The following is a 13,728-nucleotide window of genomic DNA, read 5'->3' as shown; positions in this document are numbered from 1 at the left end:
CCTCCATCCTTGCGAGACTCTCCCAAACTTTGTGCAATTGCTTCATAGTCCATAGTAAAGGAGAATGAGCAATGACAAAAGGCGCTGAACTAAAAAACTAGCTGAACAAATGGGCAAACAAAAAAGTTACGGCATTAACTTCATTTAGCCTGCGGCAGGAGTACCTTCATTCAATTGCCTTGTATCTCAACTTGTTGACTGCAACTACTTAAGATACCAGTTAATTAAGATACAAGGGAGTAACCTCTCGTAATATCCGATATAGGATGGTTTGGCGGTAACAACACTCAGCAAGTTTGATACAGTTTGGTATAAAATAGAAATAGAAGAAGGTAGTATGGGTGCAATGAAATGGTATCATAGATTACTAATGATAAGTAAATGAGGAAATTATGCGGATTCGTAAGTTGTTTAAGTTTGAAAATGCGCATATTGTGCGCAATTGTAGTTCGGATAGATGTAAGCGCTCAATTCATGGGCACAGCTATCAGATTGAGTTGATTTTGCAGGCGGATCGCTTAGATCATGGGCAGATGGTTTATGATTTTGGGCTATTAAAGTCATCGATTAAGGATATTATTGATAGTTTTGATCATGCGATTTGCTTTTGGAATAAGGATGATCCGGAATATATCGCTATGTGCAAAAAATTTAGCGCACGTTGGATTAGTTTGCCAGTATCGCCGTCGGCTGAGCAGTTTTCACGGGTGATTTTCTTTTGGGCACAGCAAATTTTGAATCAGACTAAGATGGTAAATGGTGAGGCAGATGTCAGTGTCTATTCGGTGATTGCGCATGAGACAGCAACCGGTTATGCGCAGTGCTTTGCAGAGGATGTTGCCAATGAGCAGATGGGTAAGTTGGCGCTGGAGGATTTTGAGTTTAGTGAGCAGGTGAAGCAAGAGTGGCATGATCCTAAGATGTATGACAAGTTGATTGCTGGTGAGTGTTTTGTTAATCCAGAGGTAGAGCTGCAGGTAAAAGATTAGTCTCAGCTGTATTTGAGATAATACAGGAATCAACCAGATGATCTATAAAATCGCTATAACCGATAGCTACAATCTATAAGAGAGGATGGATATGACTCAAGCACACTCATTTAAGTTTGATAATGCGAGTCAGCGACAAGAGGTGATTTTGACCTCAGAGGCGGATACCCAAGCTTTGGCTGAGCAATTGGCGCAGGCCGATATTCATGGCAGTGTCTGGCTGTCAGGAGATCTGGGGGCGGGTAAGACTACCTTGACCCGTTATTGGCTTAGGGCATTAGGCCATCAAGGTTCGGTAAAAAGCCCCACCTATACTTTAGTTGAGCCGTATCAGTTGCCACAGGCGATGGCGGGCGGTGTGTTGCGTGTGTATCATGCCGATTTGTATCGGTTGCAAGACCCTGAGGAGCTGTCGTTTATTGGCTTTGAGGAGTATTTAGACGATGCACAGGCCTTGGTGATTATCGAGTGGGCGAGTCGGGCGGAAGGGTATTTGCCGGCGCCTATGATGACGATTAGTATTCATATCGAGCAACAGCAGGGAAAGCAAGTCAGACGGGTGGAAATCGTTTGTGAACAAAAAGGTATCTTTGAATTGGCACCTTTGCGCTAAAGCTTTGCGTGCAGTATGCCTTGAATCTGGTACACTGAGCCTATACCTTGCCCATATGATATGAGTAATCAAACCCAAAAACATGTAATAAGTAGATAATGAGCGCCTCTCACTCCGATATGATGTTTAATCCTCACCAAAATCATAGCCCATCACAAAAACGAATTAAAAAACTACCGCCACTTTTGGTGAATCAGTTGGCTGCTGGAGAGGTGGTGACCCGTCCTGCCTCAGTGGTGAAAGAACTGATTGAAAATGCGCTTGATGCTGGTGCAAAAAACATTGAAATTCGTGTCAACCAAGGTGGGATGGGCAGTATTGAAGTCAGGGATGATGGGGAAGGCATCCATGCCGATGATATGGTGATGGCAGTCACTCGCTTTGCTACCAGTAAAGTGGCGGATGTGGCACATCTGCAAGGGATTGCAACTCTAGGGTTTCGTGGTGAAGCCTTGGCAGCCACGGCAGCAGTGTCTCGTCTAACCTTAACCAGTAGCGCCGATCAAAGTGGTATCGGTCGTGAGCTGAATGTGGCTGGCATATTAGAAGATACGCCTGAGTTAGTCCCAGTAGTACATCCGCAGGGCACGACGGTCATTGTCAGAGACTTATACTTTAACGTGCCAGCCAGACGAGGTAATTTAAAATCCATCTCGACAGAGTATGCACATATTGAGGCAGTGATTAAGCAGTTGGCCCTGGTTGCCAGTGATGTGAGCTTTAACTTGTGGCACAATGACAAGCGTCGCTTTCAATTAGAGGCAATTGAGCTGAGCGCATCCTCTGACTTGCAGCAAGCGGTCATGACTTCAGGCACTTCAGAAGAGTGTGATCTTAATCAGTCAAGTTCAGAGCAAGATAGCCAAACCAATACACAGCACTCTTTACTGATGCAAGCGGTTCTAGGTCGTTTAATGCAAGTGCTGCCAGCGACTCATGATCAAGCGCAGCTGCTGCATCCTCAGAATTTACAGCCATTGGTATTAAATCTAGATGGACTGGTAAACCATAAAGGGTGGCAGGCCGCAGCAGCTTCAGTGGGTCAATCGGATAATGCGGAATTAGGGGTTACTGGGTTTTTGATTCCCAGTGATAAGCCACTGGCGACGGCAGCTTATCGGCTTATCTATATCAATGGGCGCTTGGTTAAAGATAGGCGTATCGCTCAGTGTTTGCGTGAATGTGCCAGCCATATACCAGAGCTGCAAAGCTTGGGCTATGTGTTGTTTTTTAATTTACCCAATGCTTGGCTAAATCTGAATGTGCATCCATCGAAGCAGTGCGTCAAAGTTCAAAACTTAGCCAATGTGGTGGCGCATTTGCAAGTCGGGGTCAATGCAGGATTACAGCGCTGGCAAGCCCGTTATCTAGATCTTAAACAGCAGCAGCAAAACTGGCAAGCACAACACCAAACGCAACAACCATCCGCATTAAATAGCGCTCAATCTTATGTGGGCTCAGACGCTAATAGGCAAACTAGCAGGCAAGGTAGCGGTCAGATCAGCGGTCAGTATAGTAGCCAGAGCAGCCAGAGCAGCCAGAGCAGCCAGCTAATGGACTTAGCAGTCAGTCAAAGTGCCAATACCTATGTTGCTGAACCATTGACGCCTTATGATGTCAGCTCTGTTAGCAGTGAGTTAGGTTTATCAAAAACCAATCCGAAGTCAGAACAAATGGTGACAATAGATGCGGATGCACAGTGTTTGTTTGTTAGTGAGATTGAAGTTGCCAGTGAAAGTGAAGAAGCTAATAAAGAGGAATGTGATAGAGAAAAAGACGCTGACGTTCATATTTTAATACAGCTGGCGGATAGGCTATTGGTATTTGATGAGCAATACTTGCTGACGTTAATGATGCAGTTGATAATGCAACAAGGTGAGTTTGAGCATCTTGATATGTCTGATGCTTTTGATAGCTGTGATAGCCTTGATGTGGAGTGTGCGCAGATGATGAACCAATATCAGCAAGCGGATCATTTTGGCAAGCGTCAGCTTTTAAATCAGTGGTTATCTTATTTACAAGCTATACACAACCAGAGCCAGAATCAAAACCAGAACATAGACACAACACTCAAAACCGATGTGTGGTCGGTATTGGCGAGCCATGCGCTGCGTGAGATAACGTTAGATGAGTTGCTGGCGCATATGTTAACAGTCAATCAACGCAGCAAGTAAATAAAATCCTTGAGTCAATAAAACTATTAAGTCACTTAAACCCCAGTTATTAGAAATTAAATCACTAGAAACTAAGTCACGAAAATAAAAACGTTATAGACAATAATAAGAGCATCAATAATGAGCAAAGAGCGGTTTGCACAGCCATATTTATCTAACTTAATTAATAGCAATATCACACATTTGCCAGATAATGCGGTGGTGTCATTAATGGCACCGACAGCCAGCGGCAAAACCGCCTTGGCGTATGAGCTTTATGATACTGGGCGATTTGAGCTTGTCTCTGTTGATTCTGCATTGATTTATCGTGATATGAATATCGGTACGGCCAAGCCAACAGAGCAAGAGCTCGCACGCTATCCGCATCACTTGGTGGATATTATAGATCCCACTGACAGTTATAGCGTGGCAAATTTTGTAGCAGATGTTGGGCGCTTAGTTGAGGAGATTCATGCTCGAGGCAAGATTCCACTTTTGGTCGGTGGCACCATGATGTATTACATGGCATTATTCACAGGCTTATCACCTGTGCCTGATACAGATGTTCAGATACGTGCTGAGGTAGAAGCGTGGCGACAAGCAGACGGTATTGAGACGTTATACGCTTACTTGCAACAGATAGATCCTGTGATTGCTAAGCGCTTGAAGGCTACCGATACCCAAAGAGTGACCCGTGCCGTAGAGGTATATCAACAAACAGCCAAACCTTTGAGCGAATGGCAGCAACTGCCCAAGCAGGCACTGGCAGATAATCCAGATCAGTATTGGCTAGGGCTGGCGGTGATGCCAGATCGTGCGTGGCTGCATGAGCGTATCGCACTACGGCTACAAATGATGTGGGCAGATGGTTTTGTTGATGAAGTAGTAGATCTGGTTCAGCGTTATTCTTTATCGCCTGAGACACCTGCCATGCGCTGCGTTGGATATCGACAAGTCATTGACTATTTGTTGGCAAACAACCATCTTGAGGTAAAAGCAGGTATACTGACAGTAAAAACTGGATCCAAAATACAATTAACACCCGATATGATTGCTGACACGCTTGCTTGTCAAGATATGAAAAATAAGGCATTATATGCCACCAGACAGCTGGCAAAGCGCCAATATACTTGGCTTAGAAACCTAGTGGCTACACATCAACCAAAGGCTGATTGCCAGCATAAATCAGTATTAAATCCAAAACTTATTACCAAAGAGGTTTATCCCTTTTTAACCATGGATGAAGTTGAAGCGTCTTTATTCTCTTTAATTAATCGTTAAATAAGCTTGGAAAGAGAGGCTTTACAAATATTAACTGGTGTTTTGTAACAAAATTATAATTATAACTACCAATATACAACCTTATATTATTTAATACAAATTAACATTAGTTAAGCGCTATTTTTTCATTATTTATTTGTCATCCACTTATAATAAATTAGAATTAAGGAGACATCAGATGTCAAAAGGACAAACATTACAAGATCCATTTTTAAATGCGTTGCGTAAAGATCGCATTCCTGTATCTATTTTTTTAGTAAATGGTATTAAGTTGCAAGGCCAGATTGAGTCATTTGATCAGTATGTGGTGCTGCTAAAAAACACTGTCAGTCAAATGGTTTATAAGCATGCGATTTCAACAGTTGTGCCAGCACGCAATCCACGCAGTAGCTCTGGAGCTGCAAGCGCAAGCAGTGCGACACCTACGTCACCAGGTTTTCAAGGCGGATTTGAACGCAGCGCAACTACGCCTGGATTTGAAGCAGGTGGTTTTGCCAATAAGCGCAGCGGTTTTAGCCGTGGTGGTTTTAGCGATAGAAGTTTTAATCATGAGCGTAGTGGCTTTATTCAAGAGCGTGGCTTTGGTGTAGAGCGTGGTTTTGATACAGGTCGGGGATTTGATACTGAGCGTGCATTTGGTACCCAGCGTCCACAGCGTACTTTTGAAAAGCGTGGCTTTGGTGCCTCATCGCTGCCAACTGAGAGTGATGGCACTACCATTAAGTTTTCTGATGATGAGTCATAACACGTAAGTAGTAAGTATCAATATAATTGGTGAGATAAGTAGTAAGACAAGTAATAAATGTCTTCGACCTAAAGATCTATAAAAAACCTGCCAACTTAACGGCAGGTTTTTTTATGGGGTTAGCTTTGAGTAAGATAAATTACACATCAGTACTGCTCGTATAAGGGCTGAGTATGCTACACTAAAAGCCATTAATTTTTTGATGACAACTGGTGATGATAATATTTTTATGAATGTAAATACCCCGCATCCAACATCAAACCAATATATTAAATATGCCATAGATGCAATACGCACCGAGCAGGCAGCTCTTGATTTACTAATAGAGCAGCTCGATGAGCGTTTTGTACAAGCCTGCGAGCTCATTTTAAACTGTAAAGGTCGCGTTGTAGTCACGGGTATGGGCAAGTCTGGGCATATTGGCCGAAAGATTGCGGCAACTTTTGCATCGACTGGATCGCCAGCTTTTTTTATGCATCCAGGCGAGGCGGGACATGGTGACTTAGGCATGTTGGTCGCTGGCGACGTGCTACTGGCAATCTCAAACTCAGGCGAGTCCGATGAGATCAAAACGCTATTGCCTGTGGTGAAGCAGCTGTCTATCCCACTTATTAGTATTAGCCGTGATAAGCGAGGCATGCTGCCTAAGTCTGCTGATGTTGCATTGACTTTAGGCGCATCAGAAGAGGCATGCCCCTTAGGGTTAGCGCCGACTTCAAGCACCACTGCGACGCTTGCTTTGGGTGATGCTATTGCGGTTGCACTGGTGCATGCACGACATTTTACCTCCGAAGACTTTGCATTATCACACCCTGCTGGTGCCTTAGGGCGTAAGCTGTTAATGCGAGTCAGTGATCTGATGCATCAAGCAGACCCAACTTTGTCATTGCCAATCGTTAGCACAGATACCAGCCTGCATCAGGCGTTATTTGTGATGACCAATGGGCGGCTAGGAATGACTGTTGTGGTTGATGGTGCGCAGCGTGTGGTCGGTATATTTACGGATGGTGATTTACGCCGAGCGTTAGAAAAGCATATAGATTTGCAAACACCAATGGCTGAGATTATGACAGCCAATCCCAAGCAGGTATCAAAAGAGATGCGGGCATCGGATGCATTGAGCTTAATGAATGAAAAGGCAATCAGTCAGCTACTAATTGTTGATGATAAGCAGCGCTTAGAAGGGGTTATTACCATCCACGACTTATTACAAGCTGGGGTTAGCTAAAGCGTGCCTGATTCACTATAATAAGTCGATGCAAAGAAAGTAAAAAATACCTAGAAAATCAAACTAAGCAAGAAGGTTATTATGCAAGATTTAATACAAGCTGCTGCCAACATAAAGCTGTTGGTGCTTGATGTGGATGGTATTTTATCCAATGGTCATATTATTTATGATGCACAAGGCACTGAGCTAAAATGCTTTAATGTCAAAGATGGTATGGGTATCAAATCACTTAAATTTGTGGGTGTTAAAACTGCAATTATTACTGGCCGCTCTAGTGAAATGGTCAATATTCGTGCACATGAAATGGGTGTTGACTATGTGATTCAAGGGCGTGATGATAAACTGACCGCTTTAAACCAGCTGTTATTGGATTTGCCTTATGAGCTATCGCAATGTGCTTATATGGGTGATGACCTGCCAGACTTAAAGGCATTGCAGTCGGTTGGCTTGTCGGCTACTGTACCCAATGCCCATCAAGAGGTGCTCAATCGGGTTATGATGGTCACCACCAAAGCGGGCGGTGAAGGTGCAGTGCGTGAGGTGTGTGATTTAATTCTAAAAGGGCATGGTAAATATGATGAGTATATCAGCCAGTATGTATTAGATTGATCCAGTATGTATAAGATTGATAAAGACAGTTTGCGTCCCTATCAATAGCGAATAGCGTTAGAAAAGAGGTGAAATGAACACACGATTTTTATTTGTCCTATCCTTGCTGGTCACTGTGCTTGCCGTGTGGTTTTATCGCCATCAAGGTCAGCTTGATTCGGTGTTGAATTTTTCAACCAGTAATATTGAGTATGAAGCGACAGACATATTGGCAGTACAAACGGATGAGGATGGTATCGCCGAATACTCATTGACTGCAGAAAGCTTGGTGCATTACTCAGATGAAAACTTGGACAAATTACAGCGTATGCGCTTAAATTGGCGACCCAGCTCAAATCGCAATGTGATGGTGGATGCCGATGAAGCCGCCATGTATCATGAGCAAAACAAAGTGGTTATGACCAATAATGTGCTTTTATCTAGCCGTTTTGATCCGTCGCAAGCACAGCATACGACCAGCATTAAGCCGCCCATTAAATTGGTGGCATCTGAGCTAATCGGGGACTTAGAAACTAAGCGCATTTATAGCAATCAACCGATCGATGTCACGCAAGGCGATAATAGCTTTCAGTCAGACAGTTTTGTGGCTGATTTGACGACTGGGGATTATGAGTTTGCACAAGTTGCGGTCACTTTTTTACCGCCACCACGTAAAGAAGTGCCTTTATTTTAAAAAGTGCCCTTATTCTAATAGGTCTAATAGTCAGTGCCCTTGTTTTAAATAGGCAGTGCCCTTGTTTTAAATTGCGGTCTAGGTCTTACACCCTCTTAATAAATAATCTATCGTAAAAATAAAACATCATCTAAAAATATCACCAAAAATAAAAATACCCTTTTAAAGTATAAATTTAGGAAATAAACTGTGAATCAACACTCAATTCTTTTAGCACAAACCGACATCTCGACTCATGCTGTGCGACTCGGTAAGATAGCGTTAATGGCTGCGACTGTTTTTGCAGCAACTGCTCCGATGCAGCAGGCTTTGGCTTTGCCTTCAGACGCACAGCAACCAATACATCTGTTAGCAGATAGAGCAACTTATAGTGAGCGTACAGGAGTAACTTCTTATTCAGGCAATGTAACCATCACTCAAGGGACTTTAAAGCTGGCAGCTGATAATATCACAGTAAATTTATCCAATGGACACAGTATTCAGTCTGCCGTTGCAACTGGTCGCCCTGCTACTATGCAACAGGTCGTTACTAAAGAAAAAGGGCTGGCTAAAGGTCAAGCTAATAAAATTGATTACAACGCTCAAAGTGGTATTATCACCCTAACTGGTAATGCTAAGTTAACCCAAAATGGTGCCAGTTTCTCAGGTAATGTGATTCGGTATAGTCTAAAGGTGGGTGACGTTGAGGCAACAGCGGGTGGCAGTCAACGTGTTGAGCTTATTTTCCCGCCAAGTGAATCCAATAGTCGTACAGGAATTCGATAGGTTATGAATACACCACAGAGTAACAGCCCAGATAATATACAAGATGCTGATATTGGATCTAAAGTGCAGGCTCAACAAGCATCAATTAAAACGATAGATGGTGTTCAAGAAATAGACGACTTGACGACCAATATGGCAACACAATCACAAAGTGCTGAGCCAAGACTATCAAGTGATGCGTTAACTATGCGCAATTTGGGTAAGCGTTATAGTAAGCGTTGGGTAGTAAAGGATGTCTCTTTTAGTGTGGAGCCAGGTCAGGTAGTTGGTCTATTGGGACCTAATGGCGCGGGCAAGACCACCAGTTTTTATATGGTGGTGGGTTTGGTTAATATGGATAAGGGTGTGGTACGTCTGGGTGGAAAGGATTTATCAAAATATGCCATGCATGAGCGTGCCCGTGCTGGGATTGGTTATTTGCCACAAGAGGCTTCAATTTTCCGTAAACTGTCGGTAGAAGACAATATTATGGCCATCTTGCAAACTCGAAAAGATTTAGATGGAGCGGCACAAAAAAAAGCATTAGAAGATTTGATTAGTGATTTTAATTTGGGTCATGTTAGGCAGTCACTAGGTATGAGTGTGTCGGGTGGTGAACGTCGCCGCTGTGAAATTGCAAGAGCATTGGCAGCCAACCCTAAATTTATCTTACTTGATGAACCCTTTGCTGGGGTAGATCCAATCTCGGTTAGTGATATTAAACAGGTCATTATTAAACTTAGAAATAGAGGTATTGGTGTGTTAATCACTGATCATAACGTGCGAGATACGCTAGAAATATGTGATCATGCCTATATTGTTAGTGAAGGTGAAATTATTGCGCATGGTACGTCTCGTGAAATTTTAACTAATGAGCTGGTACAAGAGGTTTATTTAGGGAAGGATTTCCAGCCATTGTGTTAACTTAACTACCCAGTTGATTTTGACATGATATGAATAGCTGGCTGTGATATGCCAGCTATTTTTTTAAATGGTGTAGGGCGTACCTTCAACTTGTACAATGGTATTTAAATGGCAAAAAATAGCTAAATCTTGTCAGACAGTGTAAATAACTAATTAATATAATGGGATTATTTACGTTATTTTCCAAGTCTGACTGTGATTTATCTTATTATCTTTTTTTTATCACCATCTTTAAATATTACCATTTTCAAAATGAAGACACGCCCTAGATTACTATAAAGCATAATTACGAAAAACATAATTACGAAAAACATAATTACGAGCAATACAAAAGAAAGGCATTTTCTATGGCGAAAGCAAAAACGAGCTTTATTTGTCAAAATTGTGGTGCACACTTTGGCAAATGGGCAGGGCAGTGTTCAGATTGTGGTGAATGGAATAGCTTAGTTGAAGCACCCAATGTAAGTTTACCTCATCATAAGGCATCCAGTAAATCAGCATCACCAGCTTCACATATTGCATCAATGCCTGTGGGTAATGGCTCTGACCGACTCAATTACTCAGGATCACAAAGTGGGGTGGTTACTTTAGGATCTATTAGCGTCACTTTTGATACTCGTTTACCGACTGGTATTAGCGAGTTTGATCGAGTGCTGGGTGGCGGGCTAGTGGCTGGTTCTGTGGTGTTGATTGGTGGCGATCCTGGTATTGGTAAGTCAACCATCTTATTACAGACCGCAGCCAATATGGCACACCCTGAATCTTTATCAGGCAGTGCTTTATATGTCACCGGTGAAGAATCATTATCACAGGTGGCAATGCGTGCTCAGCGTTTGGGGTTATCCAGCGATTATCTAAAAGTGATGACAGAAACCAATGTTGAGACCATTTGTGCTGCACTGACTCAAGAGCAGCCAGCGGTGGCGATTATCGACTCGATTCAGACCATCTATACCGATGCGATTAATTCTGCGCCTGGTGGGGTCAGTCAGATTCGTGAATCAGCTGCGATGCTCACCCGTTATGCTAAGCAGACAGGCACAGCGCTGTTTTTGGTAGGGCATGTGACCAAAGAGGGTACGCTGGCAGGTCCAAGGGTACTTGAGCATATGGTGGATACGGTGCTGTATTTTGAAGGTCAATCTGACTCACGCTTTCGCATGATACGTGCAGTCAAAAACCGCTTTGGTGCGGTCAATGAGCTGGGCATCTTTGGTATGACAGATACCGGGCTTAAAGAAGTGGCCAACCCTTCTGCCATCTTTTTAAGTCGTTATGACAAGCCCATCTCTGGCTCTGTGGTGATGGTCAGCCGTGAGGGTACACGTCCACTGCTGGTCGAAGTTCAGGCATTGGTCGATGACTCCTCTGGTCAGCCAAGACGAATGGCGCTTGGTCTTGATCCGCAACGGCTGGCGATGTTGCTGGCTGTAATGCACCGTCATGGCGGTATTCATACCAGTGGTCAGGATGTGTATGTGAACGTGGTTGGCGGGGTAAAAGTAATGGAGACCGGCTCGGATCTAGCTGTATTGTTGGCCTGTGCCTCTAGTATTAAAGAAAAGCCGTTGCCTTCCTCATTGGCAGTATTTGGGGAGGTAGGATTATCTGGCGAGATTCGCCCTGTGCCCAATGGTCAAGAGCGTCTAAAAGAGGCGATGAAGCATGGTTTTACCCATGCTATTGTGCCCAAAGCCAATGCGCCAAAAAATCAAATGGCACAGTTTGCTGGTATTAATGTCATTACCGCAGATCGCTTAGATGATGCGATTGATCGGGCGTTTGAGATTTAGTATAAAGGTAGGCAAAAATTAATAATACTTATAAAAGTGATGCACAGGGCCTTGGCCTTTACCGACATTGAGAGTGTCGGCTTTACTTAAAGCATCAGTTAAATATTTTTTTGCTTTGTCACAAGCAACGTCTATGCTATTGCCTTGACCCCAAAACGTTGCAATTGCAGCTGATAAGGTACAGCCCGTGCCATGACTATTCTTGGTTGCGATGCGCTTGCTTTCGAACCACAAGTATTTGTCATCAACACGCAGTAAATCTGGAGACTCTTCAAGTGCTAAGTGCCCACCCTTAATAAACGTTGGCACCACTAAGCTTTTAGCTTGATTGATCATCTGCTCTCTGGAAACAGCTTCTGGCTGGCCAAGTAAGTCAGCAGCTTCAGGTAGGTTTGGTGTAATTAAGCCAACCTTTGGGATGAGCACATCACGTAAGGCAACTAGCGCATCTTTTTCAAGTAGCCTATCACCACTTTTAGCCACCATGACAGGATCTAATACCACTTTGCTAGGTTTATACTCATCAAGGGCATCAGCAACACAGATGATAATTTCTGGAGTGCCTAACATTCCAATTTTGACAGAATCCACTTTGACATCACTAAAGACAGAGTCAAGTTGGGCGCGTATCATATCAATAGGCATGGTTTGAATCTTTTGCACACCTTGAGTGTTTTGAGCGACTACAGCAGTGATAACACTCATTGCATAGCTGCCATTGGCGCTGATGGCTTTGATATCTGCTTGAATACCCGCACCGCCGGTACAGTCGGTACCGGCAATAGTTAAAGTATTGCTAATCATGATACATCCTTACTTTAATATCTAGTTTGTTGTTTGCGTAATGCGGTGGCGGCAGAAGCTGGATCCTTTGCACCACAAATGGCGGAAACCACAGCAATACCAGAGCAACCTGTACGAAACACGCTATGGGCGTTATCCAATTGAATACCGCCAATGGCGACAGTGGGCAATTTGCTGGCTGCCACTAGCGCTTGTATTCCTGCAACACCTAACGGCTGTGAGTGATTTTTTTTAGTATTGGTGGCAAATACTGGACCAATACCAAAATAACTTAGCTGCTGTAAATAATTTGTCTGTGCCTGTTGTAGTTGCTGTAAGTTATTAATAGTTAACCCTAAAATTGCATCAGGACCTAAGATAGCGCGCGCTTCATTGACCTTGCCATCAGTTTGTCCAATATGAGCACCATCTACCCCAGCTTTTTTGGCAATTAATACCCGATCGTTAATGACAAGTGGTACACGGCCTGCGATTGCTTCTTTGAGCGAACAAGCCATGTGATACAGCTGCTCATCATCGGCGTACTTGTCACGGAGTTGCACAAAACTGACACCACCATTTATAGCAGCGCAAACAGTTTCGTTTAACCCACGCTGAGTACACATTTTAGAATCTGTGACTAAGTATAAGCTTAAACTTGCGGCTAGCTGATTTGAGTCAGACTGGCCTGAAGTAAGTTGAGCTATTGACTGCATAATCCCTCCAAAAAAAGGTAGAGGGCGCTTGAAATATACAAAAGTGACGAAGGGTTCATCTCAGCCCACAAGTCGCCCCTGTGAATAACATCTAAATATTTCTTTGATTTATTTGCTTTATATCTTGATTTATTTAAAAAATAATTTAGTTATAATAACCTAGCCAAAGGTTTTTACAAGTGTAAACTCATAGTAATACCAAACCCAATAATTAAAGTTGAGCCCAAGCACGAGTGGTTAAAGTGCGAATTCTTTGTGGCTGTTTGAGCAGATTATTCCAAGCCAAACAAGCGGCATCAACAATAGCTTCATAGCTTTCATAACAGCGATTAGATAACTCATTTTGCTTCAGGTACTGCCATACGTTCTCAGAGGGGTTAAGCTCAGGTGAATACGGTGGTAATTTAAGCATAGTGACATTCCCCTGATTCAAGCTTGGTTGATGCCATAATGCACCGTCCATTACCACCACCGCAT

At 43.2% G+C, this 13,728-nt stretch carries 14 protein-coding genes; 11 read left to right on the top strand and 3 right to left on the bottom strand.

The features are described from left to right. The first annotated feature begins 392 nt into the window (after positions 1-392). The 11 genes from H140_RS0106005 (at position 393) to radA (ending at position 11,752) form a co-directional block, all read left to right on the top strand. Positions 393-989 carry a 6-pyruvoyl trahydropterin synthase family protein gene (locus tag H140_RS0106005; RefSeq protein ID WP_019672759.1) on the top strand — a complete coding sequence of 199 codons (597 nt, stop codon included), beginning with the start codon at positions 393-395 and terminating at the stop codon, positions 987-989. A gap of 85 nt (positions 990-1,074) precedes the next feature. Continuing rightward, complete coding sequence (gene tsaE, locus H140_RS14095) at positions 1,075-1,602, top strand: tRNA (adenosine(37)-N6)-threonylcarbamoyltransferase complex ATPase subunit type 1 TsaE (RefSeq protein WP_019672758.1); 528 nt, start codon at positions 1,075-1,077, stop codon at positions 1,600-1,602. Positions 1,603-1,700: 98 nt separating this feature from the next. Continuing rightward, entirely contained in the window at positions 1,701-3,776 is a 2,076-nt protein-coding gene (gene mutL / locus H140_RS14090; RefSeq protein WP_019672757.1) for a DNA mismatch repair endonuclease MutL, read from the top strand. A 120-nt stretch (positions 3,777-3,896) separates the two neighbouring features. Beyond that, positions 3,897-5,036, top strand: coding sequence for a tRNA (adenosine(37)-N6)-dimethylallyltransferase MiaA (miaA, locus tag H140_RS0105990; protein ID WP_019672756.1), 1,140 nt, complete (start codon positions 3,897-3,899; stop codon positions 5,034-5,036). A gap of 178 nt (positions 5,037-5,214) precedes the next feature. Then, complete coding sequence (gene hfq / locus H140_RS0105985) at positions 5,215-5,781, top strand: RNA chaperone Hfq (protein ID WP_019672755.1); 567 nt, start codon at positions 5,215-5,217, stop codon at positions 5,779-5,781. Between the two features lie 229 nt (positions 5,782-6,010). Then, positions 6,011-7,009 (top strand): KpsF/GutQ family sugar-phosphate isomerase, encoded by a 999-nt coding sequence (locus H140_RS0105980; RefSeq protein ID WP_026348881.1) that lies wholly within the window; start codon positions 6,011-6,013, stop codon positions 7,007-7,009. A gap of 81 nt (positions 7,010-7,090) precedes the next feature. Continuing rightward, on the top strand, positions 7,091-7,618 hold the full coding sequence (locus H140_RS0105975) for a KdsC family phosphatase (RefSeq protein WP_019672753.1): 528 nt from the start codon (positions 7,091-7,093) through the stop codon (positions 7,616-7,618). Positions 7,619-7,691: 73 nt separating this feature from the next. Continuing rightward, positions 7,692-8,291 carry an LPS export ABC transporter periplasmic protein LptC gene (lptC, locus tag H140_RS0105970; RefSeq protein ID WP_019672752.1) on the top strand — a complete coding sequence of 200 codons (600 nt, stop codon included), beginning with the start codon at positions 7,692-7,694 and terminating at the stop codon, positions 8,289-8,291. A gap of 264 nt (positions 8,292-8,555) precedes the next feature. Beyond that, positions 8,556-9,056 (top strand): lipopolysaccharide transport periplasmic protein LptA, encoded by a 501-nt coding sequence (gene lptA / locus H140_RS0105965; protein WP_019672751.1) that lies wholly within the window; start codon positions 8,556-8,558, stop codon positions 9,054-9,056. A 132-nt stretch (positions 9,057-9,188) separates the two neighbouring features. Then, positions 9,189-9,959 (top strand): LPS export ABC transporter ATP-binding protein, encoded by a 771-nt coding sequence (lptB, locus tag H140_RS0105960; RefSeq protein WP_083932694.1) that lies wholly within the window; start codon positions 9,189-9,191, stop codon positions 9,957-9,959. Between the two features lie 347 nt (positions 9,960-10,306). Beyond that, the gene (gene radA / locus H140_RS0105955; RefSeq protein ID WP_019672749.1) at positions 10,307-11,752 is read left to right on the top strand and encodes a DNA repair protein RadA; all 1,446 of its coding nucleotides are present in this window, start codon (positions 10,307-10,309) and stop codon (positions 11,750-11,752) included. A gap of 18 nt (positions 11,753-11,770) precedes the next feature. Here the strand turns inward: radA and thiD are convergent, their stop codons facing one another. The 3 genes from thiD to H140_RS0105940 form a co-directional block, all read right to left on the bottom strand. Beyond that, positions 11,771-12,556 (bottom strand): bifunctional hydroxymethylpyrimidine kinase/phosphomethylpyrimidine kinase, encoded by a 786-nt coding sequence (gene thiD, locus H140_RS0105950; protein ID WP_019672748.1) that lies wholly within the window; start codon positions 12,554-12,556, stop codon positions 11,771-11,773. 14 nt (positions 12,557-12,570) lie between these two features. Continuing rightward, positions 12,571-13,251, bottom strand: a complete 681-nt coding sequence (thiE, locus tag H140_RS0105945; RefSeq protein ID WP_019672747.1) for a thiamine phosphate synthase — start codon at positions 13,249-13,251, stop codon at positions 12,571-12,573. A 211-nt stretch (positions 13,252-13,462) separates the two neighbouring features. After that, on the bottom strand, positions 13,463-13,728 hold a 266-nt coding region (locus H140_RS0105940), incomplete at its 5' end, for a transposase (protein ID WP_019672746.1).

It is taken from the genome of Psychrobacter lutiphocae DSM 21542, from assembly GCF_000382145.1.
In the GTDB taxonomy this organism is placed as follows: Bacteria; Pseudomonadota; Gammaproteobacteria; order Pseudomonadales; family Moraxellaceae; genus Psychrobacter; species Psychrobacter lutiphocae.
The sequence above is the reverse complement of the archived record's forward strand: the minus strand, read 5'-3'. Positions and strand labels throughout refer to the sequence as shown.